Here is a 25,694-nt window from a genome sequence, read left to right on the forward strand (position 1 = left end):
TTTGCTGGTCTGAACTACATCAATCCCAACAGTTGCGGGATACACAACGAAATTGCCGGGATGTAGGCGATAAGCATTAGCGCTATCAACAGGGCCGCGTAGAACGGCAATAACGGTTTGATCAGCTGTTGTATATTTACCCCTGAAATTGAACAGCCGACAAACAGCGCACTTCCCACAGGCGGTGTCAGCAGGCCAATACAGAGATTGGCCACCATCATGATGCCAAAATGCACCGGATCCATCCCCAAATCCTGGGCTATAGGCAAGAAGATGGGCGTGAAGATCAGAACCGCAGGGGTCATGTCCATAAAGATCCCCACAATCAGCAGCACGATGTTTATCAACAGCAGAATAATCAGCGGATTATCAGAAATGCCCATAAGGGTATCGCTGATTAAGTAAGGGATATCCGCGTTGGTCATTGCCCATGACATGCCCACGGAAAAGCCGATCAGCAGCAGGACTATGGATGTCATCACCACCGACTCCAGAATAAGCCTGGCTAAATCTCGCCATTTCACTTCACGATAAATCAGCACCGACAGGATGAAGGTGTAGATCACGGCAATGGCTGAGGCTTCGGTAGCCGTAAAGATGCCGCCAAGAATACCCCCCATAACGATGATCACCAGCAGCAGGCTCGGCAGAGCATCGAGCAACGCTTTTAGCGCCTGTGCGCAGGTGGGACGCTCAGCCAGTGGCCAGCCGCGGCGCTTAGCAATGACCGCGCAAACGAGCATAATCGCCAGCCCCATCAGGATCCCCGGCAGGTAGCCCGCCATAAATAAAGAGGCTATCGAGACGCCGCCTGCGGTGAGGGAGAAAACAATCAGCACATTGGAAGGCGGAATGAGCAGGCCGGTGATACAGGAGGAGACGTTTACCGCAGTGGTGAAGGCGGGATCGTAACCCTGCTTTGTCTGGATGGGATGAAGCGTACCGCCAACGGCCGCGGCCGCCGCAACCGCGGAACCTGAGATAGAGCCAAACATCATATTCGCCAGCACGTTCACATGGCCGAGCGAGCCGGGCACCCGACCCACCATCACCTGCGCCAGCCTGATCAGCCGTATGGCGATCCCGCCGCTGTTCATCAGCGTGCCCGCAAAAATAAAAAAGGGGATCGCCAGCAGCGAGAAATTATCTAAACCGTTCGCCAGGCGCTGGGAAACCGTAATGACGGCGATCTCCCATGGAAACATCAGCAGCATGGAGGCCACGGTGGCGATACCGATTGAAAAAGAGATCGGTATCCCGATGAAAACCAGCACAAAAAAGCTGCCAAAAAGCATCAGCGCTACTGCGTTTTCCATTATATCGTCTCCGGAGATGTACTCTTAAAATGTAGAAAGCTCTGACACACGAAGTTCAGGGCATAAAACATCATGACCAGGCCGCTAAGCGGCAGTATGAGATACACGTAACCCATCGGGATCTGCATCGCTGCGGAGACCTGCGCCGTCTCAAAGGTTTTACTTATCAGCCTGATGCCTCCCGTCACGATGACCAGGCCGGCAAAAACAAAAATCATCACATTCACAAACAGGTTCAACAGGGCCTGCTTAGGACGGCTGAGTGATAACGCGAGAAGATCGATTGAGAGGTGTCGCTGAGCGCCAACGGTATAGGCCGCGCCGAGCAACCCAACCCATATCATTAAAAACCGTGCCAGCTCATCGGTGAGTGTGCTGGGCTGGTTAAGGACGTAGCGGCTGATTACCTGCCACACGACACAGACGACCAGTGCAACCATTACTATCACGCAAAAAGCAGCAATGACGCGGTCTACCGCAGCCTTAAGGCGGTTTAATATCATGGCGAATATCCCGTTAAAACAGGGTCTGAACAGACCCTGTGAAAAATTACTGCTTCGCAGCGTTTTCAAACTTCGCCAGCAGGGCGGCTTGTTTGGGATCTTTTTTGAAATCATCGAACAGCGGCTGAACTGCGGCGCGGAAAGGGGCTTTATCCACTTTAACGATTTCACCACCCATCGCTTTTGCCTGAGCGCGGGTATCGGCATCAATCTGCTCCCACAGTTTTTGCTGATAGGTCTGAGAGTTAAGGGCGGCTGTCGCCAGAATGTGTTGTTGTTCAGCTGTCAGGGCATTCCAGGTTTTGGTGGCGATAACCAGAAAGTCCGGGATAGCTGCATGTTCATCCTCAGAGAACACCTTAGCGATTTCAATATGGCGCGTTTGTACCCATGACGGAACGTTATTTTCCGCCCCGTCAACCACACCCTGCTGCATGGCGGTATAGACTTCGCCGAAGGAGACCGGGGTTGGCGAGCCGCCCATTAGCTCCACCATTTTGATCGTGGTTGGGCTTGGCCGAACACGAATTTTGAGGCCCTTCAGATCCGCCGGTTTAGTAATGGGTTTTTTAGCATAGAAACTTCGGGTACCCGCGACATAAGCGGATAAAGCAAAGAAGCCTCTCTCTTTAGTGGATTCCATAATATCTTTGCCGATCTCGCCAAATACAACGGAATTAAAATGCTGCTGATCGTTAAATAAGAAAGGTAAATTATAAATAGCATAAATATTGTCAAAGGACTCCAAATCACTGGCCGATCCTTTGGTCATATCCAGCGCGCCATTTTGTAGGAGCTCCATTGTTTCACGGGCATTCCCCATTTGACTGCTGGGATATATCCGCACGGTCATTTTGCCGTCGGATAACTGGTGTACATCTTTCGCCAGGGCTTCGAATGCGCGATGGACGACGTGGCTGCGTTCAAGGTTATGTGCGAGTTTAAGGGTCACTCTCTCTGCTGCGCTGGCAGGAAAAGTGAATAAGGTCATCAGAAAGGCCCATAACAATAAAAATAGATGCGTTCTTTTTTCCATTATTAAGCTCCATGCTAAAAGATGTCAGAATGAATTCCGTTACGCGATGCTCTTATTTGTATGACAGATTTACAAAGTTGTCGTACATCTGTCGCAATCATAATCACAATTTTCAGCTGGGGTAGTGCTTTATTATTAAAATGTGCGCTGGATTGGAGAAATAAAACGAGAGAGATTAATGGTTTTAGTAATAATATCCGGCAGGCGCCCGGTTATAATTAAAATATCGTGCAGGATAGTCGGTTTTACCGATATATATGAATAATGCGCCCGAAGGCGCATCGAAAATTACTCGGCGAGGAAAAGCTCCAGCAGGGAATTGAGAAACAATTTACCCTGCTGAGTGATCTGCCAGTCGTGTTCGCACTCGGTCAGATAACCTTTGGCGATGGCTTCATCCAGCTGAGGACGAATCACCGTTTCAGGTAACCCGGTATACAACGCAAACTCCGCTCGCGGCGCGGCTTCCAGCAGACGGAAGCGGTTCATAAAGAACTCAAACGGCTTATCTTCGGCCTCGACGTCATGGCTGCGCTCCAGATAGCGCCCTTCCATATAGCCACGCGGATGGCGCGTTTTGGCAGTTCGCAGAATACGCCCGTCCGGGAAGGTCACTTTGCCGTGGGCACCGCAGCCAATCCCCAGGTAGTCGCCAAAACGCCAGTAGTTCAGGTTGTGCTGACACTGGTAGCCCGGCTTTGCGTAGGCCGAGGTTTCGTACTGCTGATACCCGGCGGCAGTCAAAAGCCTATGGCCCTGCTCGAAAATATCCCACAGCGCGTCATCATCAGGCAGCACCGGCGGGCGCGAACCAAACAGCGTGTTCGGCTCAATGGTCAGCTGATACCAGGAGAGATGCGGCGGGTTCAGTTCGATGGCCTGGCGCAGATCGTCCAGCGCTTCTTCCAGGGACTGATCCGGCAGGCCGTGCATCAGGTCGAGGTTAAAGCTGCGCAGGCCCAGCCCGGTCGCCAGATGTGCAGCGCGCTTTGCCTCACCCGGGCCATGAATACGCCCCAGACGCTTTAACTTCGGCTCGCTGAAGCTCTGTACGCCAATGGAGATCCGGTTTACCCCGGCACGCTGATACTCGACAAAACGATCGGCCTCTACCGTACCCGGATTGGCCTCCATGGTAATTTCTGCATCCGCTGCCAGATTGAGGCGCGCACGCACGCCATCCAGCAGCGTCTGCATCGCCGGGCCCGAGAGCAGGCTCGGCGTACCGCCACCAATGAAGATAGTCTTAACTTCACGTCCCTGCGCGTAAGCTACGTCGGCGTCCAGATCGGCAAGCAGATGCTGAACGTAATCGTCATGAGGCACTTCGCCTTTCAGCGCATGCGAATTGAAATCGCAGTACGGGCATTTCTGCACGCACCACGGGATGTGAATATAAAGACTCAGAGGTGGCAAATTAGCCATTACGTAACGCTTCCAGTAACAGTTTCAGTGCGCGCCCACGATGGGAGATCGCGCTTTTCTCTTCGCGGGTCAGTTCCGCAGCGGTTTTGCCCTCGGTCGGGACAAAGAAAATCGGATCGTAGCCAAAACCGCCGTTGCCTGCCGCCTCGCGGGCGATGACACCCGGCCAGCTGCCGTGGCAGACAATCGGGGTAGGATCCTCGGCATGACGCATATAGACCAGCACGCAGTGGAACTGCGCCTGGCGCTGCTCATCCGGTACATCCTTGAGCGCGTCCAGCAGCTTTTCGAGGTTCTGCCGATCGCTGGCATCGACGCCGGAATAGCGGGCGGAGTAGATCCCTGGCGCACCGCCAAGCACGTCCACCGCCAGACCGGAGTCATCGGCAATGGCCGGCAGACCGGTCACCTGCGCCGCATGGCGCGCCTTCAGAATGGCATTTTCGATAAAGGTCAGGCCGGTCTCTTCGGCAGAGTCCACGCCCAGCTCGGTCTGCGCGACCACATCCAGACCGAAATCATTTAACAGCGAGGCCAGCTCGCGCACCTTACCGGCATTACCGGTAGCGAGAACAACTTTTTGCATGTGTTAATCCTGTTGTATCAGAGCCGCGACTTCCGTCGGGATTTGTTGCGGATTAAGAATTTTGACCTGCTTGTGGCGGCCCAGTTCACCCTTCTCGATCAGCACCTGGCTTTTCGCGACGCGAAACTGTTTTGCCAGATACTTCACCAGATGGGCATTGGCCTGGCCATCCACAGGAGGGGCGGTGATGGCGACTTTTACTTCGTCGCCATGCAGCCCGATGATAGTGTCGCGGCTGGCTTTCGGCTGAATATACAGCCGTAAAACCAGCCCGTCGGCGCAGGTGCTGACAGCACTCATAACGCCATCCACAGCCCCGGCAGCAGGATGTTGCCCGTGGACTGCAGCAGCTCAGCGATACCCATGTTGATCACGTACAGCAGCAGCACGAGGATCATCGGGGAGAAGTCGATCCCGCCCATGGCAGGCAGCAGGTTACGGATCGGGCGCAGCAGCGGCTCGGTAAGCTGAATAAGGGAATATTCTACCGGGCTACGACCACGGCTGATCCAGCTCATGATCGCCATCACCATTAGCACCCAGAACACCAGCAGGCCGATCGTTTTTAGCAGGATTAACACCGCCGCGATCCAGATGATCGGCTGGAAGGTGATGACCATAAACAGCACGATCGCTTTTACCACGCACAAAATCAGCGCCACCAGCAGAGAGGCGCTGTCAATCGGGCCCATCGGCGGGATCACCCGGCGCAGCGGCCCGATAATCGGCTGGGTCACTTTGACGACAAACTGTGAGAAGGGGTTGTAAAAATCACAACGGGCCCACTGCATCCAGACGCGCAACAAAAGCACCATCGTATACAGTTCAATGACGGTTGAGAGCAGGAAGGTCAACGTCTTCATGGCGTTCCTCAGGTTTCCTTATTATTGGGTGTAATCGCGCGCACCGAAAATTGCTGTGCCGATGCGCACCATGGTGCTGCCAGCCGCAATCGCGGCAGCCATATCGTCCGTCATGCCCAGTGAAAGCGTGTCGACCGTTGGGAAGCGTGTTTTAAGCGCCTCAAATGCTACAGCCATTTGCCGGGCGACGGCAAACTGCCTGTCGTAATCTGACTCCGGGGCCGGGATCGCCATTAACCCGCGAAGCCTGAGGCCAGGCAGCATCGCCACCTGATCCGCCAGTTGTTCCAGTTCCTCCAGAGCAATACCTGACTTGCTGTTTTCATCGCTAATGTTGATTTGAATCAGAACGTTAAGCGGTGGCATCTCTGCCGGGCGCTGCTCGCTCAGACGGCTGGCGATACGCAGACGATCCACCGTATGACACCAGTCAAAATGCTCCGCCACCAGCCGGCTTTTGTTCGACTGTAATGGCCCGATAAAGTGCCACTGCAGATCCGCGGTGCCTTTTTCCCGGAAATGGCGGATTTTTTCCACCCCTTCCTGCACGTAGTTTTCACCGAACATGCGCTGGCCTGCATCGATCGCTTCTGCGATGGCGCTCGCAGGCTTGGTTTTACTGACTGCAAGCAACGTAACTTCTTCTGAACTACGGCCGCAAACTGTTGCCGCGGCTGAGATTTTGTCCCTGACCTGTGCCAGGTTATGCGCAATGTCGTTCATTTTCCGAGGATCATTAAATGGATATGGAAGAAATTGTGGCCCTTAGTGTAAAGCATAACGTGTCGGATCTACACCTGTGCAGTAACGCACCACCGCGCTGGCGGCGGCGAGGGGAAATGGAATTCGCCCCTTTTCCGGGGCCGGATGTGGTGATGCTGCTCAAACGCTGGCTCAGCGACGAACAGCAGGGGGCATGGTGCGCCCAGGGGCAGGTGGACTTTGCCGTTACACTGGAGCACCACCGGCTGCGGGCCAGCGCCTTCGCCCATACGCAAGGGTGTTCGCTGGCGCTCCGGCTGTTGCCCGAAAAGTGCCCTCAGCTGTGTACCCTGGACACGCCGCGAGCGATCCCCGAGTTGCTCACCAGCGATAACGGGCTGATTCTGGTAACCGGGGCCACCGGCAGCGGTAAATCCACCACGCTTGCGGCCATGGTTGACTTTCTCAATCACCACAGCGACGGGCATATCCTGACCCTGGAAGATCCGGTGGAGTTCATCCATCAGAGCAAGCGTTGTCTGGTGCAGCAGCGGGAGATTGGCCTGCATTGCCCCTCTTTTGCCGATGGGCTTCGGGCTGCGCTGCGTGAAGATCCTGACGTGATCCTGTTAGGTGAACTGCGCGACAGCGAAACGATCCGCCTTGCGCTCACCGCCGCAGAGACCGGACATCTGGTGCTGGCGACCCTGCATACCCGGGGGGCCGCCCAGGCGATAGAGCGGCTGGTGGATGCCTTCCCGGCAGAGGAGAAAGAGCCGGTACGTAAGCAGCTGGCTGGCAGCCTGCGGGCGGTGCTGGCGCAAAAGCTCGAAAGGGATAACCAGCAGGGACGCGTCGCGCTGTTCGAGCTCCTGGTTAACACCCCTGCGGCGGCCAATTTGATCCGCGAAGGTAAAACCTGGCAACTGCCCGGCGTGATCCAGACCGGGTTGCAGGCAGGGATGCAGAACTTTGAGCAGAGCCGTGCTGAACGCAGGGCACAGGGTCGGCTTTAATACGGCAGAGAATGAATTTCGCGGCCTTGTATCCTTCTGCATGGGCGGTAAAATCGAGCCTCTGATTGCACACCTTGAAAGCGGCTATGTCATCACAACCGAACCAAAGTCTTATCGACGGCATTCGCTGTCTGCAATATCTGGTTTCCAGCGGTCGCGCCATCGGTTGCCGTGAACTCGCGCGGCTGATGGGGATCAACACCACCCGTGTGAACCGTTTGCTGATGACCATGGCCTCTATTGGCCTGACCATGCAGGACGAGCACCGACGCTACCTGCCTGGTCCCGGCATTCATGCCCTGGCGGCTCAGTCAATACGCGGCTCCGAGCTTTTCTCCCGCGCCTTGCCCCGGCTGGAACGCAATGCGCCACGCGATATCGTGGTGGCGCTGGGCGTGCTGTGGGAGGATCAGGTGATCTATATCTGGCACTCCGTGCCCGGCAGCCAGACCACCCAGGCGCTGGCCGGTTTCCACATACTGCCTGCCTGGCAATCAGTGATAGGCATGTCGCTGCTGGCGAGTGAGACGGACGAGGCGCTGATACCGCGCTTTACGCCCGAGCAGTGGCAAAACCTTGCCCCACATGTGGCGCAGCAGCGTCAGCAGGGGCATGTGGTCTGGCACCATGATGACGGCGAAGTGTCGATGGCTATACCTGTGGGCGTGCACCATGCCGCGCTGGCCTTTGCCGGTATGTGGAATGTTGAGGATGAGCATGTCCGCACGCGTCTGGCTGAGCTGACGGCGCTCAACGCCACGTTGCTGGAAGAGTAAGGGGTATTTGCCCGGCGTACCGGGCAAAGGGAAGGGGATCAGTAACCCTGCTCGAAGAAGCTTTCGAGGATAATCACCGCCGAGGCGGAATCGACGCTGCCTTTAGTGAGCGCGCGAAAACCGCCGTGCTCAAACAGGCCGGCGCGGGCTTCTACCGTGCTCAGTCGTTCATCGTGCAGCTTAATCGCCACGCCAAAACGGCCATGAATTTTATTGGCAAAATTGCGTGCGCGTGCAGTCAATGGCTGTTCGGTGCCATCCATATTCAGCGGCAGCCCGACAATCACTACCTCCGGCTGCCACTCTTTCAGCAGACGCTCAATCAGGTTCCAGTCCGGCGTGCCGTTTTGCGCCTTCAGCGCCGTCAGCGGACGGGCGGTGCCGGTGATGCGCTGGCCGATCGCCACGCCGATACTTTTGGTGCCGAAATCAAACGCGAGAAGCGTGCCGCTCATCAGGCATGCCCCGCTACGCCAGGCATGGTCTGGATATCAATGCCAATCAGCTTAGCCGCATCACGCCAGCGATCGGCGATAGGCGTTTTAAACAGGATGTTTAAATCTGCCGGGGCCGTCAGCCAGGCGTTATCCAGGATCTCCTGCTCAAGCTGGCCTTTTTCCCATGAGGAGTAGCCAAGCGCCACCAGCACATCGGCAGGCTGCTTTTCCGTGCCCAGGGTTTCCAGCACGTCGCGGGAGGTGGTGATCACGGTGTTGTCAGAGATACGGATACTGGAGGAAAAACCTGGCGGCGTATGCAGAATAAAGCCGCGATCTTCCGCCAGCGGGCCGCCCAGCATCACCGGTTTGTCGAGACGAATTTCTGGAACTCGTTCGTCCTGGGAAATTTTTAATTTGTCCAGAATGCCTTCAACAGACAGATTTTCCAGCGGTTTATTGATGATAATACCCATCGCGCCATCTTCGCTGTACTCGCAGATGTAAACGACCGCACGACGGAAAATCGGATCCTGGAGAGCAGGCATGGCAATAAGAAAGTGATGCTGTAAATTCATTGTCAGAGGTTCTGTTTCCTGGTTTAAAAAGCGACAGCACCCAGTATGCGTACAAACCTGAATGCTGTCACTAACAGTATTGGCTGGGTTATTACTGCTTCAGACGTTTTTCGATCGCATCCATCAGCATGCCGGTAATGGATACCGGGAACGCGGCTTCGATTTCGCGAATACAGGTCGGGCTGGTAACGTTCACTTCCGTCAGGCGATCGCCAATGATGTCGAGGCCAACAAAGATCAGCCCTTTGGCTTTTAACATCGGGCCGACGCGGCGGGCAATTTCCCAGTCGCTTTCGGTCAGCGGACGCGGTTCGCCACGGCCACCGGCCGCCAGGTTACCACGGGTTTCGCCGCCCTGAGGGATACGCGCCAGGCAGTACGGCACCGGCTCACCATCCACCACCAGCACGCGCTTGTCGCCGTCGACAATCGCCGGGATATAGTTCTGCGCCATGCAGTAGCGGGAGCCATGCTCGGTCAGGGTTTCGGCGATCACGCCGAGGTTCGGGTCGCCCTCTTTAACGCGGAAGATAGACGCACCGCCCATGCCGTCCAGCGGTTTCAGGATGATATCGCCGTGTTTCTGCCAGAAGGCTTTCAGCTGCGTTTTGCTGCGCGTCACCAGCGTCTCTGGCGTCAGGTCGGAGAACCAGGCGGTGTAGAGCTTCTCGTTGCAGTCGCGCAGGCTCTGCGGTTTGTTGACGATCAGCGTCCCTTTCTCTTCTGCACGCTCAAGGATATAGGTGCAGTAGATGTATTCGGTGTCGAACGGCGGATCTTTACGCATCAGGATGACGTCGAGTTCGGCGAGGGGCAGATCCTGATCGGAGCCGAATTCGTACCATTTATCGTAATTCTGCTCGACGTTGACGATGCGGGTGCGCGCACGGGCTTCGCCGTTAATCAGATACAGGTCGCTCATCTCCATATAGTGGAGCTGATAACCGCGACGTTGCGCTTCCAGCAGCATAGCGAAGCTGGAATCTTTCTTGATATTGATGCTTGTGATGGGATCCATCACGATGCCGAGCTTAATCATTGTCTTCTCCGTTAATGCTTCAACCTAAATCGCCAAAACGCACCTGCAGGGCCGTAATGGCGGTTAGCGCGGTGGTCTCAGTACGCAGAACGCGGGGTCCCAACAGAATATCAGTAAACTGGTAGCGTGCGGTCATGGCGATCTCATCCGCCGACAGGCCTCCTTCCGGGCCAATCAGCAGCCGCACGCGTTCAACCGGCAGCGGCAGGGTGTTGATGCTGGCGCTGGCGCGAGGATGCAGGTTGAGCTTCAGACCCTGTTCCTCTTCCGCACACCAGGCTTCAAGATCCATTGCCGGGCGGATCTCCGGGACGCGATTGCGGCCACACTGTTCACAGGCGGCAACGGCGATCTTCTGCCACTGCTGGAGCTTCTTATTCAGACGTTCAGCATCCAGTTTAACGCCGCAGCGTTCAGAAAAAAGTGGCGTAATGAGGCTTACACCCAGTTCGATCGATTTCTGGATAGTGAATTCCATTTTTTCGCCGCGCGACATCACCTGGCCTAAGTGAATATGCAGCGGCGATTCACGATCGTCGATTTCGCCACGCAAGATACTCACCTGCACGCTTTTTTTATCGGCGCGGGTGATTTGTGCCTCAAACACCTGGTTTGAACCATCAAACAGCTGAATCGCCTGACCTGCGCCCATGCGCAGCACGCGGCCAACGTGGTTGGCCGCCTCTTCAGAGAGGGCAATTTCACTGCCTGCGACAATCATTTCGGGATGATAAATACGAGGAACACGCATAGTTAAGAAGTCCATCAAGAGCTGAGTCCCTTGCACATTCTGCCCCCTCTTCCCTGTGGGAAGAGGGTGAGAGTGAGGGGTACGCAAAGAAACAATTGCCGCTAGTGTAGGTTAGCTCTTTTGCGCCTGGCAAGCGCGCTGGACGTACGGGTTGTGATTCCCCTGCACTTTGGCAATGCGCTCATCGCGCTGGCACTCCCAGGCGGTCACCGGATAGAGTTTATCCCAGGCGTTAAAGAGCTGGGTTTGCTGGCGGGAGAGATTGAGGTCATAGCGATCGCGCATATAGAAGTAGGTGCGGGCGATGCTGCCCCGGGCGCGGGCTGGCGGTTCGGCGAGCTTCTCTTTGAAATCCACCTTCATCGCACACTGACCATACTGGCCTTCACCGCCGTTCCACTGGCTGTACATAAAGTTGCCGCGATCGCCATTCACTTCGCCCACGGCGGGTTGCAGGTTATGCATATCGCTCTCTATCTGGCGATAGACCGGGTCTTTGGCGCAGTTTTTACGCCCGCCATCCTGCCAGCACTGACGCTGGTGGCCAAACTGCCAGGCCGGGACCACATGTTCCCATTCGATACGGCTGGCGCGGTTCTCATTTTTACGCACTTTGTAGCCGCAGGAGGCCAGATCCACGACCCCTTTTTTGCCCTGCCAGTTAATTTTGCAGCCACAGTAAAAATCGCCCGCGACGTCAGCATTGACCTTCACGCCTGCGGCTTTTGCCTGAGAGAAGCTGTGGATACCTTCGGCCAGCGCATGGCCTGAGAACGCGGTCGTCAGAAACGCGACCGCGAGAGAGAAATTACGGGACATCGTGAACTCCGTGTCAAAACGAGCCCGCAACGTAACGAAAGTTGTTCCTGTATGCAATCAGGTAGATCAGGAATGTTCCTGATAATTCTGCCGCTTACTCCGCAATAAGAGGTTCGCCGCACTTCACGCAGCGGTAGGTGGCTTCGCCGCGCACCACCCGGTTATGGCGACGCACGGTGAGCTGGTGCTGCTGGCACTGGCAGCGGTAAGGGAAGGTATTGCGCCGTACTGAATCAAGCTCGAACTGGTGCGTGCGACGAGCTGGAACGCCCAGCACCGCTTCCATCATCCATTTCCACTCTTTGCCGTGGGGCGCCACGCGGCCAAAGTGCTTCCACACCAGCAGGTGCGCCAGCTCATGCGGGATCACTTCGTCGATAAAAGCCTGCTGGTTTTCCAGCATCAGGACCGGGTTGAGGCGGATCTCATACGCGTCCAGCCAGGCGGTGCCGGCTGCGGTGCCGCGCTGCTGCCAGACCAGTTTCGGTTCAGGGTAGTTCCGGGCGAGCTTAAGGTTGGCCTGCGCCAGGCTGTCACGCAGGCTGCGCATAGCGGCTTGCTGGAGCGCAATGGGGAGACGGGGTGTTTTCATAACGGCAGAGCATAGAGCCTGTAGCGGGGCGGTGCAAGCGGCTTCCTCCCGGACGGGAGGAAGCCGGAAGGATCAGTCGTGAGCGCCGATTTCGCGCAGCGGACGACCTTTCATCAGGTTACGTTCAATACGCTCCAGCGACACATGTTTGGTTTCAGGAACCAGCCACAGCGTCAGTACGATAAACACTACGTTCAGACCGCCGTACACCCAGAAGGTATTGGCATTGCCCAGGGTATCGAGCATGGTCAGGAAGGTTGCGCCGACGATCATGTTGGCGATCCAGTTAGTGGCGGTGGAGCAGGTGATGCCGAAATCGCGTCCTTTCAACGGCTGGATCTCGGAACACAGCACCCAGATCAGCGGGCCTGCGCTCATTGCAAAACCAACGATAAACATCAGCAGCATCCCGACGGCCACGTACTGCATGGCTGGGGATTCGATACCGACATGCAGCATCGTGCCCAGCACGCCCATACCAACGGCCATGACCAGGAAGCCCAGCGTCAGCGTCGGTTTACGGCCCCAGCGATCCACCAGACCGATGGCGATAAAGGTCGCCAGCACGTTGGTCAGACCGACGATCACCGTGCCCCACATCTGCTCGGTGGTGTTGCTGTACCCCGCCAGCTCAAAGATTTTTGGCGCGTAATACATGATGACGTTCATCCCGGTGAACTGCTGCATCACCTGCAGCAGCACGCCAAGGAACACCGCCCGGCGGAAGTTGCTGTTCTCTTTGAACAGCGCCCAGCCACTCTGTTTGACCTTCAGGCTTTCACGGATCTCTTCCAGCTCGCGTTTCGCTTCTTCACTGGTATCGCGCAGGCGCAGCAGCACGCGCTCCGCATCGTTAAAGCGCCGTTTGGCCGCAAACCAGCGCGGGCTGTCAGGGAGGAAGAAGACGCCGATCAGCAGCAGGATCGCCGGGATAATAATCACCCCCAGCATCCAGCGCCATGCGCCGCTGTAGCTGAACGCGGTATCGGACAGGTAGGCCCCGAGAATACCGATGGTGATCATCAGCTGATACATGGAGATCATGCTGCCGCGAATTTTCTCCGGCGCGATCTCAGACAGGTAAAGCGGGGCGGTGTAAGAGGCGACGCCTACCGCCAGGCCCAGCAGCACGCGGGAGACAATCAGCACTTCCACGTTAGGGGCCGCTGCGGAAAAGAGAGAACCGGCGACAAACAGAATGGCACCAATCATCAGGCTCTTTTTACGCCCGAGCTTGAAGGAGAGCCAGCCGCTGCCGACCGCGCCGACCGCCGCACCGAACATCATTGAGCTCACCACCCACTCCTGGGTGTGGGAGTTGATCTGGAATTCATCCGTTATGAACGGTAAGGCCCCGGCAATGACGCCGATATCAAGACCGAAAAGTAATCCTGCCAGGGCAGCAAGGAAGCAGACGAAGAACGTCATCGTCTTGTTGGACGTCCGCCCCTGTTTTTTATTGTCAGGCATTTTGCCCTCCATTTGGCTTAGCTGTTTCATCAATGTAAAGATTTGATTAGGAAACAGTAAAAGTATGTCAGAGGGGGAGGTGTGACAAAGAGAGTATTCCGAAAGGAGGCTGATTTTATCTGGATGTAAGCGATTTCATGAAGGGCGTTATGTAGCAGAAAACAGAAAGGCCAGCACGGGGCTGGCCTTTCAGGAACGCTGTCAGTCGATTATTTCAGACCGGCAGCGTCACGCAGCTGGGCGGCTTTGTCGGTTTTTTCCCATGGGAAATGTTCGCGACCAAAGTGACCGTAAGCGGCGGTTTCTTTGTAGATTGGGTGCAGCAGATCCAGCATCTGGATCAGGCCGTATGGACGCAGGTCGAAGAACTCGCGCACCAGCAGGGTCAGCTGCTCAGAAGGCACTTTTTCGGTACCAAAGGTTTCAACCATGATAGAGGTAGGTTCCGCCACGCCGATGGCGTAGGAGACCTGGATCTCACAGCGGTCAGCCAGTCCCGCAGCAACGATGTTTTTCGCAACATAACGTGCTGCATAGGCTGCGGAACGGTCTACTTTAGACGGATCCTTACCGGAGAAGGCGCCGCCACCGTGACGCGCCATGCCGCCGTAGGTGTCAACGATGATCTTACGACCGGTCAGACCGCAGTCGCCCATTGGTCCACCGATAACAAAGCGGCCCGTTGGGTTGATGAAGTATTTGGTAGAGGCGTTCAGCCACTCGGTCGGCAGAACCGGCTTGATGATCTCTTCCATCACCGCTTCCTGCAGGGATTTCTGGTCGATATCTTCAGCGTGCTGCGTGGACAGAACCACCGCGTCGATGCCGACAATTTTGCCGTCGTCGTACTGGAAGGTCACCTGGCTTTTCGCATCCGGACGCAGCCACGGCAGGGTGCCGTTTTTACGCACTTCAGCCTGACGCTGCACCAGACGGTGAGCATAGGTGATTGGCGCTGGCATCAGCACGTCGGTTTCGTTGGTGGCGTAGCCAAACATCAGGCCCTGATCGCCCGCGCCCTGCTCAAGCGGATCGGCACGGTCAACGCCCTGATTGATGTCCGGGGACTGTTTGCCGATGGCGCTCAGTACGGCGCACGAGTTGGCATCAAAGCCCATATCAGAATGCACATAGCCGATTTCACGCACGGTGTTACGGGTGATCTCTTCGATATCAACCCATGCACTGGTGGTGATTTCACCGCCAACCATCACCATGCCGGTTTTGACATAGGTCTCACAGGCGACGCGCGCTTTTGGATCCTGCTCGAGGATCGCATCAAGCACCGCATCAGAGATTTGGTCAGCAATTTTATCAGGATGTCCTTCTGATACGGACTCGGACGTAAACAGGTGTTTTGCCATGTTTTAATTTACCTAAGGAGAATTTGTTTAGCTCAAACTGTCGTGTGGGATAGCCGTGGCAGGGTTTTCCACCAGGACTTGCAGATGATGACACTGGCAGTCTGAGTGTTAATCAGTATGGATGGATTAACATCTGGATGGCTATTTTAGGTCACTTCTTAGCCCCATTTCCAGTTTTTTTTGAATCCATGCGCACGCCATTGAAAACCCGACTGGAAATTTTTGCTGACGGTCCCGGCAATGCGCACATTTATATTTTGCATTTTCCCTGTCTTGTCGGTATAAAACGCGGCGCGCGGCTCATACAAAAAAGCACACGACGATTCTTCGTGTCGCCACTTCCAGCCGGGTAAAGCAGTGAACTTTTAGCTTTAACTTGTCGCGGGTTTGCTTAAGCTTGCGTGGAGGTGATACGAGATAATGAACCGTCGTTTTCCGCTTAGTCAGTTCTGCCTTTCAGGCCGGAACATGTTCCCCGCCATTCGCATTTCTAATCTGCAAACCTGCCGATGTTATACCCATCTCGGCGCTTCTCAGGATTCCAGGGCAGGCACTACGCTTTGTGAAGTCTGAACAAGGGCGCTCTTGTAAATACAAGAGTTTTCTCGTGGTTTCGCCGGACCTTGTCATACAGAGTTCGGATACGTGTTTTACAATGATATGAATAAGAAACCGGTCGCACGCCCCGGCTTTCAGCATTCTGTGCTGGAAATCCGGTCGGATAATGGGTTGTTATCGCAGATTGACGCTGCGATAGTAGTCAACTGTTTTACACTGAATAGTAAGAGTTGAGGTTCGCTATGTCTGACGACATGTCTTCGTTTTCGCCTTCGTCAGCAGGCGAACAGGGTGTACTACGTTCTATGCAGGAGGTTGCGATGAGCTCCCAGGAAGCCAGCAAGATGCTGCGCACTTACAATATTGCCTGGTGGGGCAATAACTACTACGACGTCAACGAACTGGGCCACATCAGCGTTTGCCCGGATCCTGACGTACCGGAAGCGCGCGTCGATCTCGCCAAACTGGTGAAAGCGCGTGAAGCGCAGGGGCAGCGTCTGCCTGCACTGTTCTGCTTCCCGCAGATCCTGCAACACCGTCTGCGTTCCATCAACGCCGCCTTCAAACGCGCGCGAGAATCTTACGGCTACAACGGCGACTATTTCCTGGTCTATCCAATCAAGGTGAACCAGCATCGTCGCGTTATCGAATCCTTAATTCACTCCGGCGAACCGCTGGGGCTGGAAGCCGGCTCCAAAGCAGAGCTGATGGCGGTACTGGCCCATGCCGGCATGACCCGCTCGGTGATCGTCTGTAACGGCTATAAAGACCGTGAATACATTCGTCTGGCGCTGATCGGCGAGAAGATGGGCCACAAGGTCTATCTGGTCATTGAGAAGATGTCCGAAATTAATATCGTGCTGGAAGAGGCCGAGCGTCTGAACGTGGTGCCACGCCTTGGCGTGCGTGCGCGTCTGGCCTCGCAGGGTTCCGGTAAATGGCAGTCCTCCGGCGGCGAAAAATCCAAATTCGGCCTCGCGGCGAACCAGGTTCTGCAGCTGGTCGAAATCATGCGTGAGCGTGGTCGTCTGGACAGCATTCAGCTCCTGCACTTCCACCTCGGTTCCCAGATGGCCAACATCCGCGATATCGCTACCGGCGTGCGTGAGTCGGCCCGGTTCTACGTGGAGCTGCACAAGCTGGGCGTGAACATCCAGTGCTTCGACGTAGGTGGCGGCCTGGGCGTGGATTATGAAGGGACCCGCTCGAAGTCCGACTGCTCGGTGAACTACGGCCTGAACGAATATGCCAACAACATCATCTGGGCGATTGGCGATGCCTGTGAAGAGAACGGTCTGCCGCACCCGACGGTGATCACCGAGTCTGGTCGTGCGGTTACCGCGCACCACACGGTACTGGTGTCTAACATCATTGGCGTTGAGCGCAACGAATACACCGAAGCGACCCCGCCGGAAGACGATGCACCGCGCGCGCTGCAAAGCATGTGGGAAACCTGGATTGAGATGCACGAGCCGGGCACCCGCCGTTCCCTGCGTGAGTGGCTGCACGACAGCCAGATGGACCTGCACGATATTCACACTGGTTATTCATCCGGTACATACAGCCTGCAGGAGCGTGCCTGGGCCGAGCAGCTGTATCTGAACATGTGCCATGAAGTGCAGAAACAGCTCGATCCGAGCAACCGCGCACACCGTCCGATTATCGACGAGCTGCAGGAGCGTATGGCGGACAAGATGTACGTCAACTTCTCGCTGTTCCAGTCGATGCCGGATGCCTGGGGTATCGATCAGCTCTTCCCGGTACTGCCGCTGGAAGGGTTGAATCAGGTACCTGAGCGCCGCGCGGTGCTGCTGGATATCACCTGTGACTCCGACGGGGCTATCGATCACTATATCGACGGTGACGGTATCGCCACCACCATGCCAATGCCGGAGTACGATCCGGAGAACCCGCCAATGCTGGGCTTCTTTATGGTCGGGGCATATCAGGAGATTCTGGGGAACATGCACAACCTGTTCGGGGATACCGAAGCGGTTGACGTGTTTGTCTTCCCTGACGGCAACGTGGAAGTGGAGCTCTCTGACGAGGGTGACACCGTGGCGGATATGCTGCAGTACGTGCAGCTCGATCCGAACAAGCTGCTGACCCAGTTCCGCGATCAGGTGAAAAAGACCGATCTGGACGATACCCTGCAGAAACAGTTCCTGGAAGAGTTCGAAGCCGGGCTGTACGGCTACACGTATCTGGAAGACGAGTAAATGCCGATGCCCGGTGGCGCTACGCTTACCGGGCCTGCGAGCTATACTCACTTGAACCCGTATGAAATAGCGGCGATAATCCGCCGCAACAGGCACTATTCAAATCAATCCCTTCCTCGTCGGGTTTAACGACGCGGAGGGGATTTTTTTTCATCTATTTTTAATGCTTCGACGTTATAAAGAGGTCAGGACATGAGCACTTTAGGACATCAGTACGATAACTCCCTGGTATCTAACGCTTTTGGTTTTTTACGCCTTCCGATGAACTTCCAGCCGTATGAGAGCGATGCGGACTGGGTGATCACCGGGGTGCCATTTGATATGGCGACATCCGGCCGTGCCGGTGGTCGTCATGGCCCGGCGGCTATTCGTCAGGTCTCCACTAACCTGGCCTGGGAGCACAACCGTTTCCCGTGGAACTTCGACATGCGCGAGCGCCTGAACGTGGTTGACTGCGGCGATCTGGTGTATGCCTTCGGTGACGCGCGTGAAATGAGTGAAAAACTGCAGGCCCACGCTGAGAAGCTGCTGGCTGCCGGTAAGCGTATGCTCTCCTTCGGCGGCGACCACTTCGTGACCCTGCCGCTGCTGCGCGCCCACGCGAAGCACTTCGGTAAGATGGCGCTGGTGCATTTCGATGCCCATACCGACACCTACGCGAACGGCTGCGAATTCGACCACGGCACCATGTTCTTCACCGCGCCGAACGAAGGCCTGATTGATCCTAATCACTCGGTGCAAATCGGGATTCGTACCGAGTTCGATAAAGACAATGGCTTCACCGTGCTGGACGCCGGCCAGGTGAACGATCGCGGCGTGGATGACATCATCGCGCAGGTGAAGCAGATCGTTGGCGACATGCCGGTGTACCTGACCTTCGACATCGACTGCCTGGATCCGGCCTTTGCTCCGGGCACCGGTACCCCGGTGATCGGCGGCCTGACCTCCGATCGCGCCATTAAGCTGGTACGCGGCCTGAAGGATCTGAACATCGTTGGCATGGACGTGGTAGAAGTGGCGCCTGCTTACGACCAGTCCGAGATCACCGCGCTGGCCGCGGCGACCCTGGCACTGGAAATGCTCTACATCCAGGCGGCGAAAAAAGGCGAATAATAGAGAGGCCGGGACATGTTGCCCGGCCTGTTTATCGAGGTTACTTAATGCCGTCTGCGGACATGCGATCGCGAATATGCTGCGCACGCGCTGCAGAGGCAGGGTGATCGTCAAACATTGAGCTTTGACGCCCCGCTTCCTGCTGGGCCAGTTTTTCGAAGCTGGTGGCTAAACCTGACGGATTGATGCCGCGTTTGCGCAACAGATCGTAAGAGTAGTCATCGGCTTCAGATTCCTGACGCTGGGAGAACTGGGAGTTGACCAGTTTTTCACCGAGATCGCCAAGCTGCGACTGGGAGAGGCTCCCGACAATGCCGCCGGCAGACGCTGCCGCCACGCGAACGGCGTTGGTGCCAAGCGCAACCTGCATCCCTTTCTTCACGTGGCCAAGCGCAACGTGACCCATTTCATGCCCGATAACCGCTTCGACTTCGTTGTCGTTCATCATGTCCATCAGCCCGCTGTAGACGCGGATGCAGCCGTTGGCCATGGCGAAGGCGTTGACGTCTTTAGCCATGTAGACCTTATAGTTCACCGGCTGGCCATTGATGTTGTCACCAAGAGCAGAAGCAATCTTATCCAGACGCTGAGCGTAAGTGCTGCCTGCCGGTGCGATGGTGGCTTTACCGTCCATCTCCTTACAGGCCTCATCGCTTAATGTTTTAACCTGAGCATCGCTCAGGGAGTAGGCCTGAAAAGCCTCTGCCCCGGAGCTCATCAGACCGCCAGAGTCCATATTCTGACACCCGCTCAGCAGGATCGTCGTTCCCAGAGCCAGCACTATTGCACGCATTTTCATTAGGTTGCTTCCGCACTCGTTAAACACGATAAATTCTGAAAGTACATCACGGCAGCGAAGCCGGAGTATGGCTAAGTATAAAGAATATAAACGGAGGCGGGCGAGAAGATTGCGCAACGTGCGAGCCTGTTCCAGAGATTTCTTAACCGGCAAAAGAATGGTCCATGTACATGCTTTGTCGCTTGGGTTACATTGTTGGCACTTTTTTCTGGCGTAGCCCAAAACGCGCTGTCGTCAAGCCGAAACGGGTATGGCCTTCAACATCCGATCTGGAGTCAAAATGTCCTCACGTAAAGAGCTTGCCAATGCTATTCGTGCGCTGAGCATGGATGCTGTACAAAAAGCTAAATCCGGTCACCCGGGTGCCCCGATGGGTATGGCTGACATTGCCGAAGTGCTGTGGCGTGATTTCCTGAACCACAACCCGCAGAACCCGGCCTGGGCTGACCGCGACCGCTTCGTGCTGTCCAACGGCCACGGCTCCATGCTGATCTACAGCCTGCTGCACCTCACCGGCTATGACCTGCCAATCGAAGAGCTGAAAAACTTCCGTCAGCTGCACTCCAAAACCCCGGGTCACCCGGAAGTGGGTTACACCGCAGGTGTTGAAACCACTACCGGTCCGCTGGGTCAGGGTATTGCTAACGCAGTGGGCATGGCGATTGCTGAGAAGACGCTGGCGGCGCAGTTCAACCGTCCGGGTCACGACATTGTTGACCACTTCACCTATGCATTCCTCGGCGACGGCTGCATGATGGAAGGTATCTCTCACGAGGTATGCTCCCTGGCCGGTACCCTGAAGCTGGGCAAACTGGTTGCGTTCTATGACGACAACGGCATCTCCATCGACGGCCACGTTGAAGGCTGGTTCACCGACGATACCGCAGCACGTTTTGAAGCCTACGGCTGGCACGTGGTGCGTGGCGTTGACGGCCACGATGCTGAAGCGATTAAACGCGCAGTAGAAGAAGCCCGTGCTGTGACCGACAAACCGTCCCTGCTGATGTGCAAAACCATCATCGGTTTCGGTTCCCCGAACAAAGCCGGTACCCACGACTCACACGGTGCCCCGCTGGGTGACGCTGAGATCGTTCTGACCCGCGAACAGCTGGGCTGGAAACACGCCGCGTTTGAGATCCCGTCTGAGATCTACGCGCAGTGGGATGCAAAAGAAGCCGGCCAGGCCAAAGAAGCGGCCTGGAACGAGAAATTTGCTGCCTACGCGAAAGCCTTCCCGCAGGAAGCGGCTGAATACACCCGTCGTATGAAAGGCGACATGCCGTCTGACTTCGACGCCAAAGCGAACGAATTCATCGCTAAACTGCAGGCGAACCCGTCCAAAATCGCCAGCCGTAAAGCGTCCCAGAATGCGATCGAAGCTTTCGGCCCGTGGCTGCCAGAGTTCCTCGGCGGCTCCGCTGACCTGGCGCCTTCTAACCTGACTATCTGGTCTGGTTCTAAAGCGATCAATGAAGATGCTGCCGGTAACTACATCCATTACGGTGTACGTGAATTCGGCATGACCGCGATTGCCAACGGTATCTCCCTGCACGGCGGTTTCCTGCCGTACACCTCCACCTTCCTGATGTTCGTGGAATATGCCCGTAACGCGGTGCGTATGGCTGCGCTGATGAAACAGCGTCAGGTGATGGTCTACACCCACGACTCTATCGGTCTGGGCGAAGATGGCCCGACTCACCAGCCGGTTGAGCAGGTCGCTTCCCTGCGCGTTACCCCAAACATGTCTACATGGCGTCCATGTGACCAGGTTGAATCCGCGGTAGCGTGGAAATATGGCGTTGAGCGTCAGGACGGTCCGACCGCACTGATTCTCTCCCGTCAGAACCTGGCTCAGCAGGATCGTACCGAAGAGCAGCTGGCGAACGTCGCCCGCGGCGGTTACGTGCTGAAAGACTGCGACGGTCAGCCACAGGTGATCTTCATCGCGACCGGTTCTGAAGTTGAACTGGCCGTTGCGGCCTGGGATCAGCTGGCAGGCGAAGGCGTGAAAGCTCGCGTGGTTTCCATGCCGTCTACCGATACCTTCGACAAGCAGGACGCGGCTTACCGTGAATCCGTGCTGCCGAAAGCCGTTTCTGCCCGTGTTGCTGTCGAAGCGGGTATCGCTGACTACTGGTTCAAATACGTGGGCCTGAACGGCGCTATCGTCGGCATGACCACCTTCGGTGAGTCTGCTCCGGCTGAGCAGCTGTTCGAAGAGTTCGGCTTCACCGTTGAGAACGTGGTCGCGAAAGCGAAAGAACTGCTGTAATTACATAAGCAGAGCACATGAAGGGTCGCGAAAGCGGCCCTTTTTTATGGCAATAACCGACCCGCTTCCAGACGAACCACGCGCGAAAAATGACGTCGGGTAAAGGCCGCGTCATGGCTGATCGCCACGACGCTGGTTCCGCGCTGACGACACACCGCCAGCCAGTTTTCAAATACCGCCAGCCAGTGGGGATCAAAATCCCGGCTGGGTTCATCCAGCAGCAGAACCTCTGGCGCCATCGCCTCGAGACTGGCGACGGCCACCATCCGCCGTTGTGCCGTGTGTAGATCAAGCGGATGGGCGTCGGCAACCTCCTCTAGCCGGCACAGCTGTAAGGCGTCCTGAGTACGGCGCGCAATGTCAGCCGCCGGTAATTTTTGCAGCTTCAGGCCAAACGCCACCTCTTCGGCAACCCTGCTATGGAAAATCTGGTTTTCCGCCTCCTGAAACAGCACGCCAATATGACGGGCGCGCTGGCGGTTTTTCAGCTGCGCTATCGGGTCAGCTTTAAAGGTCACCGCGCCAGAGGAGGGGATGAGAAGCCCGGCCATAATGCGCAACAGCGTGGATTTTCCCGCGCCATTATCACCCGTTAGCGCCAGCCATTCGCCCTCCCTGAGCGTAAGCGAGATGTCGCGCAGGCACTCATCTGCCGCGCCTGGCCAGCGATATCTGACCTGATTCAGGGTTAACATAAGGGATGTAAAGCTCCGCTGCGCAGCTGCCAGACCTGCTGACAGTGGGTAATAAAAGGGGAAGGATTGCGCTCGAAAAGCACAATCAGAGAGCGGTGTTCCAGCGCCCAGTGGCGCAGCCGTTCCAGCAGCCTGTCGGCGGCTTGCGAGGTCAGGCGGCTGAAGGCTTCATCGAGAATTAACAGTCTGGGCTGCATGGCGAGCGCGCTGGCGATCACCACGCGCTGGGTTTCGCCGCCGGAGAGCGTGCCGGGATGACGATGGCGCAAAGGCTGACAGTCGGTCAGGGTGAGCGCTGCGTCAATGCGCTGCAAAATTTCCGCTTCGTCGAGGCAGAGGTTTTCCGGGCCAAACGCCACCTCCTCCTCAACGCTGAAAGTACAGCCGGAAAGCTGCAGATAAGGCGACTGCTGCACCAGCTGGATGGCGGATGAACGCTCCACGAGGGATAACTCTCCGACCGGGGTTCCCAGTAGCAGCCCCTTGCCTTCAATCTTGCCGGGCAGGAAGTCCGGGTACCAGCCTGCCATAAGCTGCGCCAGAGTGCTTTTTCCGCTGCCGTTATCACCCAAAACTGCCACCATTCCCGGCCCGGAACAGTGGAAATCCAGGCATGAAGGCGAGTGGGTAGCATGGAGGGGGAGAAAGCGAAACTGCTCTAGCGTAACCATAACCAGACCCCCGTTTCCGTCACCATCAGCAGAACCATGCCGTAGCGCGCCAGGCGCTGTAGGGTACTGTCATGCGGAGCCCACAGCGTGGTGCGCGTGCGATGCAGGCGAAAGCCCCGCATATCCAGCGCGGCACCGCGTACGGCTAAATCATTGAGTGCATTGTGGGTGAGCGGCACAATCAGGGCGGGGATTGCGGCAAGACGCTGATACCAGGCTTCGTCCAGCGGTACGCCGCGCGCTCGCTGGGCCTCATGGATTATCGTCAGCTGGCGTTTAAGCTGTTCAACCACCAGCAGCGGGCCGGCAAACAGGTAGGCCACGCCAGGCGGCAGACGGGAGGCAAACAGCGCCCGGATAAATCGTTGAACCGGCACGTATGCCATCCACAGCTGCGACGTCGAGACAATGGCCAGAATGCGCAGCCACAGCGTGATGGCGTGCGCCCAGCGCTGCGGATCGCGAGGCTCGCCGCTGACCCACTCCACCAGCATGCCGCCATGTACCAGCCATAAACCCACTCCAAAAGGGATCATCAGTAAGACAACATATTTTGCCCGCCGTCGGGTGAGTTTAAGCCCCAGCAGGCAGAGAAAAGTGGCCCCGCTGTACACGGGCAGCAGGGTCTGGGGTGGCAGCAGCAAGGTGCTGCAAGCCGCCAGCGCCCATAGGGTTAACGAGGTAAACGGATGCATCTAGCGCACGGCTGCCATTGTCGGGAAATGGCGCGTGGTGCGTAGGGGCAGCTGGCGCAGCAGGAGCCACACCAGCACTGCGGTCAGCACTTTATCAACCAGATTGGCACCCAGCACGGTGATGGCGACAGACTCCACCAGGTTTTGCCCGACGGCCTGCAACCAGGCGACAAACAGGTCGGCACCGCCACCGGTTACGCCGCCAAAGAGAGCGGTGCGTAACGGCACCGCTACCAGCGTGACGGCGAAGGTAATAACAATCCCGCTAACGACCACTTTCGGCAGGGTGCGAAACCAGCCTGCCCGCGCCAGCCAGCCGGCAACCAGGCCGATCACCATAGCCACAGGCGCAAAGGCGGCGGCAATAGGATCGGTTAACAGCCCCCACAGCAGGTTGGTCAGCAGACCGGTCAACATGCCGATAACCGGGCCGAGCAGCACGGCGCTGATCAAGGTGCCGATGGAGTCGAGAAAAATAGGTAGCTTAAGCATGCTGATCAGCTGACCGCCGATCATGTTGATGGCAATAGCGATCACAATCAGGACCAGAGCCTGGCTGGAAAACGGGCGACGGGACATAGAGAAACCTCTTGCTGAGTGGTCAATTAACGGGGGGAGATATGCATTTCGTCATAGCCGGAAAGCGGGCAGGGCTGGCGGCTGAATGCCAGCTTTTTCAACTCGCCGATCACTAACTCAAGGGTGGTGCGCACGGTACAGCCCGGCATCATATGGCCTCCGAGCATTCTCCCTTGCGGATCTGAAACGCTGAGGTGCAGATGTTCACCGGTCAGCTCGAGCGTGCCATTGAGGGAGATAATTTCCCAGGTACCGGTGAGCAGGGTGGTGGCCTCCTGTCCGGCATAGCGCAGCGCGACGTCGGTCAGGCTACCGGTACAGCCGGCAATCCAGGCGGCGAGTAGTTGATGCTGTTGCACAAAGGCGTGCAACTGCGAAAACACCTCCTGGCCGGGAAGCAGACGAAGGGCATAAAAGCGGGCTTCTGATGAAGAGGCGTGAAGCATAGTCATAATTTGCAGGACTCCGAGACTCGGACGTGCCGCACATAGTATCGGCGCCGGGGGAAGTGCTTTCTGATATAAATCAGGATTTACGCCGCGACAACGAAAAGATCTTGCTACGCTTATTCACGATTCTGGAATATGGAATAAAACCGGCGATAATTGCACGCTAAATGTGACGTGCGTCATATAGCTGGCTTATTGGTCTGGACAGAGATTTCCTTTATTCCATGTTTCGCTTATTCTAGCTGAAGCGTTTCAGTCGATTAAACGTTCGACAAATGACCAATCAGTTGGAGTTTGTGACAGGCGAGGATTCCCCTCGGAGCGTTGCTGGATTACTCTGTCAGCCACCTCGAATCAGGGAAAGCTTTGCA

At 56.4% G+C, this 25,694-nt stretch carries 29 protein-coding genes; 7 read left to right on the forward strand and 22 right to left on the reverse strand.

Annotation, left to right across the window (positions count from 1 at the left end; genetic code table 11):
• Nucleotides 1-14: 14 nt before the first annotated feature.
• The 8 genes from LRS40_RS10910 to LRS40_RS10945 all read right to left on the reverse strand — a co-directional run bounded on the left by LRS40_RS10910 (nt 15) and on the right by LRS40_RS10945 (nt 6,452).
• Complete coding sequence (locus LRS40_RS10910) at nt 15-1,316, reverse strand: TRAP transporter large permease (protein ID WP_231313689.1); 1,302 nt, start codon at nt 1,314-1,316, stop codon at nt 15-17.
• Nucleotides 1,316-1,819 (reverse strand): TRAP transporter small permease, encoded by a 504-nt coding sequence (locus tag LRS40_RS10915; RefSeq protein ID WP_231313690.1) that lies wholly within the window; start codon nt 1,817-1,819, stop codon nt 1,316-1,318. The genes LRS40_RS10910 and LRS40_RS10915 overlap by 1 nt, the downstream gene beginning before the upstream one ends.
• Before the next feature lie 46 nt (nt 1,820-1,865).
• Nucleotides 1,866-2,810 carry a TRAP transporter substrate-binding protein gene (locus LRS40_RS10920; RefSeq protein ID WP_370649962.1) on the reverse strand — a complete coding sequence of 315 codons (945 nt, stop codon included), beginning with the start codon at nt 2,808-2,810 and terminating at the stop codon, nt 1,866-1,868.
• 333 nt (nt 2,811-3,143) lie between these two features.
• Nucleotides 3,144-4,280: a radical SAM family heme chaperone HemW gene (gene hemW, locus LRS40_RS10925; protein WP_142487050.1), complete on the reverse strand. Its 1,137-nt coding sequence runs from the start codon at nt 4,278-4,280 to the stop codon at nt 3,144-3,146.
• Nucleotides 4,273-4,866 (reverse strand): XTP/dITP diphosphatase, encoded by a 594-nt coding sequence (locus LRS40_RS10930; RefSeq protein ID WP_142487049.1) that lies wholly within the window; start codon nt 4,864-4,866, stop codon nt 4,273-4,275. Before LRS40_RS10930 ends, hemW begins: the two co-directional genes overlap by 8 nt.
• A 3-nt stretch (nt 4,867-4,869) precedes the next feature.
• Entirely contained in the window at nt 4,870-5,166 is a 297-nt protein-coding gene (gene yggU / locus LRS40_RS10935; protein WP_103822821.1) for a DUF167 family protein YggU, read from the reverse strand.
• Complete coding sequence (locus LRS40_RS10940) at nt 5,163-5,729, reverse strand: YggT family protein (RefSeq protein ID WP_231313692.1); 567 nt, start codon at nt 5,727-5,729, stop codon at nt 5,163-5,165. The genes yggU and LRS40_RS10940 overlap by 4 nt, the downstream gene beginning before the upstream one ends.
• 21 nt (nt 5,730-5,750) lie before the next feature.
• On the reverse strand, nt 5,751-6,452 hold the full coding sequence (locus LRS40_RS10945) for a YggS family pyridoxal phosphate-dependent enzyme (RefSeq protein ID WP_156264605.1): 702 nt from the start codon (nt 6,450-6,452) through the stop codon (nt 5,751-5,753).
• A gap of 17 nt (nt 6,453-6,469) precedes the next feature.
• Here LRS40_RS10945 and LRS40_RS10950 point away from each other — a divergent pair, with 17 nt between their 5' ends.
• Nucleotides 6,470-7,447, forward strand: coding sequence for a type IV pilus twitching motility protein PilT (locus LRS40_RS10950; protein WP_156264604.1), 978 nt, complete (start codon nt 6,470-6,472; stop codon nt 7,445-7,447).
• 86 nt (nt 7,448-7,533) lie between these two features.
• Nucleotides 7,534-8,223 (forward strand): IclR family transcriptional regulator, encoded by a 690-nt coding sequence (locus LRS40_RS10955; protein ID WP_231313693.1) that lies wholly within the window; start codon nt 7,534-7,536, stop codon nt 8,221-8,223.
• 38 nt (nt 8,224-8,261) lie between these two features.
• Here LRS40_RS10955 and ruvX read toward each other — a convergent pair whose 3' ends face one another.
• From ruvX to metK, 8 genes are all read right to left on the reverse strand, one after another.
• Nucleotides 8,262-8,678: a Holliday junction resolvase RuvX gene (gene ruvX / locus LRS40_RS10960; RefSeq protein WP_142487044.1), complete on the reverse strand. Its 417-nt coding sequence runs from the start codon at nt 8,676-8,678 to the stop codon at nt 8,262-8,264.
• The gene (locus LRS40_RS10965) at nt 8,678-9,238 is read right to left on the reverse strand and encodes a YqgE/AlgH family protein (RefSeq protein ID WP_142487043.1); all 561 of its coding nucleotides are present in this window, start codon (nt 9,236-9,238) and stop codon (nt 8,678-8,680) included. The genes ruvX and LRS40_RS10965 overlap by 1 nt, the downstream gene beginning before the upstream one ends.
• Before the next feature lie 91 nt (nt 9,239-9,329).
• The gene (gshB, locus tag LRS40_RS10970; RefSeq protein ID WP_231313694.1) at nt 9,330-10,277 is read right to left on the reverse strand and encodes a glutathione synthase; all 948 of its coding nucleotides are present in this window, start codon (nt 10,275-10,277) and stop codon (nt 9,330-9,332) included.
• Nucleotides 10,278-10,296: 19 nt separating this feature from the next.
• Nucleotides 10,297-11,028 (reverse strand): 16S rRNA (uracil(1498)-N(3))-methyltransferase, encoded by a 732-nt coding sequence (rsmE, locus tag LRS40_RS10975; protein ID WP_142490023.1) that lies wholly within the window; start codon nt 11,026-11,028, stop codon nt 10,297-10,299.
• A 111-nt stretch (nt 11,029-11,139) separates the two neighbouring features.
• Nucleotides 11,140-11,847, reverse strand: a complete 708-nt coding sequence (gene endA / locus LRS40_RS10980) for a deoxyribonuclease I (RefSeq protein WP_156264599.1) — start codon at nt 11,845-11,847, stop codon at nt 11,140-11,142.
• Nucleotides 11,848-11,941: 94 nt separating this feature from the next.
• Complete coding sequence (locus tag LRS40_RS10985; protein WP_156264598.1) at nt 11,942-12,439, reverse strand: SprT family zinc-dependent metalloprotease; 498 nt, start codon at nt 12,437-12,439, stop codon at nt 11,942-11,944.
• 72 nt (nt 12,440-12,511) lie between these two features.
• A complete protein-coding gene (locus LRS40_RS10990; protein WP_142487039.1) occupies nt 12,512-13,909 on the reverse strand; it encodes a sugar porter family MFS transporter in 1,398 nt (465 codons plus the stop codon).
• 209 nt (nt 13,910-14,118) lie between these two features.
• Nucleotides 14,119-15,273 (reverse strand): methionine adenosyltransferase, encoded by a 1,155-nt coding sequence (gene metK, locus LRS40_RS10995; protein ID WP_142487038.1) that lies wholly within the window; start codon nt 15,271-15,273, stop codon nt 14,119-14,121.
• Between the two features lie 137 nt (nt 15,274-15,410).
• Between metK and LRS40_RS11000 the strand changes: the two genes are divergently transcribed.
• The 4 genes from LRS40_RS11000 (at nt 15,411) to speB (ending at nt 19,163) form a co-directional block, all read left to right on the forward strand.
• The gene (locus tag LRS40_RS11000; RefSeq protein ID WP_231313695.1) at nt 15,411-15,626 is read left to right on the forward strand and encodes a hypothetical protein; all 216 of its coding nucleotides are present in this window, start codon (nt 15,411-15,413) and stop codon (nt 15,624-15,626) included.
• A gap of 307 nt (nt 15,627-15,933) precedes the next feature.
• Nucleotides 15,934-16,065 (forward strand): acid stress response protein YqgB, encoded by a 132-nt coding sequence (gene yqgB / locus LRS40_RS11005; protein ID WP_127472193.1) that lies wholly within the window; start codon nt 15,934-15,936, stop codon nt 16,063-16,065.
• An 8-nt stretch (nt 16,066-16,073) separates the two neighbouring features.
• A complete protein-coding gene (gene speA / locus LRS40_RS11010) occupies nt 16,074-18,050 on the forward strand; it encodes a biosynthetic arginine decarboxylase (RefSeq protein WP_142487037.1) in 1,977 nt (658 codons plus the stop codon).
• A 192-nt stretch (nt 18,051-18,242) separates the two neighbouring features.
• Complete coding sequence (speB, locus tag LRS40_RS11015; protein ID WP_142487036.1) at nt 18,243-19,163, forward strand: agmatinase; 921 nt, start codon at nt 18,243-18,245, stop codon at nt 19,161-19,163.
• A gap of 40 nt (nt 19,164-19,203) precedes the next feature.
• Here the strand turns inward: speB and LRS40_RS11020 are convergent, their stop codons facing one another.
• On the reverse strand, nt 19,204-19,962 hold the full coding sequence (locus tag LRS40_RS11020; protein WP_231313696.1) for a M48 family metallopeptidase: 759 nt from the start codon (nt 19,960-19,962) through the stop codon (nt 19,204-19,206).
• Nucleotides 19,963-20,242: 280 nt separating this feature from the next.
• Here LRS40_RS11020 and tkt point away from each other — a divergent pair, with 280 nt between their 5' ends.
• Complete coding sequence (gene tkt / locus LRS40_RS11025) at nt 20,243-22,234, forward strand: transketolase (RefSeq protein WP_142487034.1); 1,992 nt, start codon at nt 20,243-20,245, stop codon at nt 22,232-22,234.
• Between the two features lie 44 nt (nt 22,235-22,278).
• Here the strand turns inward: tkt and LRS40_RS11030 are convergent, their stop codons facing one another.
• The 5 genes from LRS40_RS11030 to LRS40_RS11050 are packed head-to-tail and all read right to left on the reverse strand — an operon-like array spanning nt 22,279 to nt 25,326.
• Nucleotides 22,279-22,929: an ABC transporter ATP-binding protein gene (locus tag LRS40_RS11030; protein WP_231313697.1), complete on the reverse strand. Its 651-nt coding sequence runs from the start codon at nt 22,927-22,929 to the stop codon at nt 22,279-22,281.
• The gene (locus LRS40_RS11035; RefSeq protein WP_231313698.1) at nt 22,923-23,600 is read right to left on the reverse strand and encodes an ABC transporter ATP-binding protein; all 678 of its coding nucleotides are present in this window, start codon (nt 23,598-23,600) and stop codon (nt 22,923-22,925) included. The genes LRS40_RS11030 and LRS40_RS11035 overlap by 7 nt, the downstream gene beginning before the upstream one ends.
• Nucleotides 23,588-24,295 (reverse strand): energy-coupling factor transporter transmembrane protein EcfT, encoded by a 708-nt coding sequence (locus tag LRS40_RS11040; protein ID WP_231313699.1) that lies wholly within the window; start codon nt 24,293-24,295, stop codon nt 23,588-23,590. Before LRS40_RS11040 ends, LRS40_RS11035 begins: the two co-directional genes overlap by 13 nt.
• Nucleotides 24,296-24,874, reverse strand: a complete 579-nt coding sequence (locus LRS40_RS11045; protein WP_231313700.1) for an ECF transporter S component — start codon at nt 24,872-24,874, stop codon at nt 24,296-24,298.
• 26 nt (nt 24,875-24,900) lie between these two features.
• Nucleotides 24,901-25,326, reverse strand: a complete 426-nt coding sequence (locus LRS40_RS11050; protein WP_231313701.1) for a PPC domain-containing DNA-binding protein — start codon at nt 25,324-25,326, stop codon at nt 24,901-24,903.
• Nucleotides 25,327-25,694: the final 368 nt, after the last annotated feature.

The organism is Leclercia sp. G3L, assembly GCF_021117075.1.
Lineage (GTDB): Bacteria > Pseudomonadota > Gammaproteobacteria > Enterobacterales > Enterobacteriaceae > Enterobacter > Enterobacter adecarboxylatus_C.

What these genes read in the sequence shown, in the direction of transcription:
- gshB (WP_231313694.1), bottom strand. Translation starts at nt 10,277, where the DNA reads ATGATTAAGCTCGGCATCGTGATGGATCCCATCACAAGCATCAATATC.
- LRS40_RS11045 (WP_231313700.1), bottom strand. Translation starts at nt 24,874, where the DNA reads ATGTCCCGTCGCCCGTTTTCCAGCCAGGCTCTGGTCCTGATTGTGATC.
- speA (WP_142487037.1), top strand. Translation starts at nt 16,074, where the DNA reads ATGTCTGACGACATGTCTTCGTTTTCGCCTTCGTCAGCAGGCGAACAG.
- LRS40_RS10910 (WP_231313689.1), bottom strand. Translation starts at nt 1,316, where the DNA reads ATGGAAAACGCAGTAGCGCTGATGCTTTTTGGCAGCTTTTTTGTGCTG.
- ruvX (WP_142487044.1), bottom strand. Translation starts at nt 8,678, where the DNA reads ATGAGCGGCACGCTTCTCGCGTTTGATTTCGGCACCAAAAGTATCGGC.
- metK (WP_142487038.1), bottom strand. Translation starts at nt 15,273, where the DNA reads ATGGCAAAACACCTGTTTACGTCCGAGTCCGTATCAGAAGGACATCCT.
- speB (WP_142487036.1), top strand. Translation starts at nt 18,243, where the DNA reads ATGAGCACTTTAGGACATCAGTACGATAACTCCCTGGTATCTAACGCT.
- LRS40_RS10915 (WP_231313690.1), bottom strand. Translation starts at nt 1,819, where the DNA reads ATGATATTAAACCGCCTTAAGGCTGCGGTAGACCGCGTCATTGCTGCT.
- LRS40_RS10955 (WP_231313693.1), top strand. Translation starts at nt 7,534, where the DNA reads ATGTCATCACAACCGAACCAAAGTCTTATCGACGGCATTCGCTGTCTG.
- LRS40_RS11030 (WP_231313697.1), bottom strand. Translation starts at nt 22,929, where the DNA reads ATGTTAACCCTGAATCAGGTCAGATATCGCTGGCCAGGCGCGGCAGAT.
- LRS40_RS11020 (WP_231313696.1), bottom strand. Translation starts at nt 19,962, where the DNA reads ATGAAAATGCGTGCAATAGTGCTGGCTCTGGGAACGACGATCCTGCTG.
- LRS40_RS11035 (WP_231313698.1), bottom strand. Translation starts at nt 23,600, where the DNA reads ATGGTTACGCTAGAGCAGTTTCGCTTTCTCCCCCTCCATGCTACCCAC.
- yggU (WP_103822821.1), bottom strand. Translation starts at nt 5,166, where the DNA reads ATGAGTGCTGTCAGCACCTGCGCCGACGGGCTGGTTTTACGGCTGTAT.
- LRS40_RS10920 (WP_370649962.1), bottom strand. Translation starts at nt 2,810, where the DNA reads ATGACCTTATTCACTTTTCCTGCCAGCGCAGCAGAGAGAGTGACCCTT.
- LRS40_RS10950 (WP_156264604.1), top strand. Translation starts at nt 6,470, where the DNA reads ATGGATATGGAAGAAATTGTGGCCCTTAGTGTAAAGCATAACGTGTCG.
- yqgB (WP_127472193.1), top strand. Translation starts at nt 15,934, where the DNA reads ATGAATAAGAAACCGGTCGCACGCCCCGGCTTTCAGCATTCTGTGCTG.
- LRS40_RS10965 (WP_142487043.1), bottom strand. Translation starts at nt 9,238, where the DNA reads ATGAATTTACAGCATCACTTTCTTATTGCCATGCCTGCTCTCCAGGAT.
- rsmE (WP_142490023.1), bottom strand. Translation starts at nt 11,028, where the DNA reads ATGCGTGTTCCTCGTATTTATCATCCCGAAATGATTGTCGCAGGCAGT.
- LRS40_RS10930 (WP_142487049.1), bottom strand. Translation starts at nt 4,866, where the DNA reads ATGCAAAAAGTTGTTCTCGCTACCGGTAATGCCGGTAAGGTGCGCGAG.
- LRS40_RS10940 (WP_231313692.1), bottom strand. Translation starts at nt 5,729, where the DNA reads ATGAAGACGTTGACCTTCCTGCTCTCAACCGTCATTGAACTGTATACG.
- endA (WP_156264599.1), bottom strand. Translation starts at nt 11,847, where the DNA reads ATGTCCCGTAATTTCTCTCTCGCGGTCGCGTTTCTGACGACCGCGTTC.
- LRS40_RS11000 (WP_231313695.1), top strand. Translation starts at nt 15,411, where the DNA reads ATGGCTATTTTAGGTCACTTCTTAGCCCCATTTCCAGTTTTTTTTGAA.
- LRS40_RS10985 (WP_156264598.1), bottom strand. Translation starts at nt 12,439, where the DNA reads ATGAAAACACCCCGTCTCCCCATTGCGCTCCAGCAAGCCGCTATGCGC.
- LRS40_RS10990 (WP_142487039.1), bottom strand. Translation starts at nt 13,909, where the DNA reads ATGCCTGACAATAAAAAACAGGGGCGGACGTCCAACAAGACGATGACG.
- LRS40_RS11040 (WP_231313699.1), bottom strand. Translation starts at nt 24,295, where the DNA reads ATGCATCCGTTTACCTCGTTAACCCTATGGGCGCTGGCGGCTTGCAGC.
- LRS40_RS11050 (WP_231313701.1), bottom strand. Translation starts at nt 25,326, where the DNA reads ATGACTATGCTTCACGCCTCTTCATCAGAAGCCCGCTTTTATGCCCTT.
- hemW (WP_142487050.1), bottom strand. Translation starts at nt 4,280, where the DNA reads ATGGCTAATTTGCCACCTCTGAGTCTTTATATTCACATCCCGTGGTGC.
- tkt (WP_142487034.1), top strand. Translation starts at nt 20,243, where the DNA reads ATGTCCTCACGTAAAGAGCTTGCCAATGCTATTCGTGCGCTGAGCATG.
- LRS40_RS10945 (WP_156264605.1), bottom strand. Translation starts at nt 6,452, where the DNA reads ATGAACGACATTGCGCATAACCTGGCACAGGTCAGGGACAAAATCTCA.